General features: G+C 38.3%; 1 protein-coding gene. It reads right to left on the bottom strand.

Annotation, left to right across the window (positions count from 1 at the left end):
- Nucleotides 1-7: 7 nt before the first annotated feature.
- Nucleotides 8-475: hypothetical protein (locus tag L991_RS17520; RefSeq protein WP_047396021.1), on the bottom strand; the 468-nt coding region annotated here is incomplete at its 5' end.

The raw sequence follows: 475 nt of genomic DNA, 5'->3' as shown, positions 1-475 counted from the left end.
CGGCATGCTATTTCTCCTGTAAATTACCAATGGTTTCTATTATATAAAGGTGCAAACTTCTGAAATCTTTCAAGTGCCGGAATTGAAACCTATAAAAACCTTGCAACTCTCTCGATATTGAAAAGGCAGCAGTACATTGACTGTCTGGCAAATTAGTATGGGGGCAAAATATTATAGGCCAAGCAGCAAAATTTACTGGAGGGTCTCTTTTTTCATCAATGCTGTAAACACTATCCAAGCCACGCAAATAGTCTCCATTGTCTTTTTTAATTGAAAATGGATAATAATATTCTTCAAGCCCAAGGTCTGCACGGTATCGTCTACCAGAATTTGGCTTGGATAAATATTCTTTTTCTATCCTGCTCTTCTTGTAAGAATAATCTCTATAAAAATCCCCGCCATTGGGGCTGCCAAAGAAAACTTCAATTCTATGCTCGGCATTTGGGCCATACTCACCCCAATACTGCTTTTCGTT

The sequence above is a fragment of the Chitinibacter sp. ZOR0017 genome, assembly GCF_000799095.1.
GTDB classification, from domain to species: Bacteria; Pseudomonadota; Gammaproteobacteria; order Burkholderiales; family Chitinibacteraceae; genus Chitinibacter; species Chitinibacter tainanensis.
The sequence above is the reverse complement of the archived record's forward strand: the minus strand, read 5'-3'. Positions and strand labels throughout refer to the sequence as shown.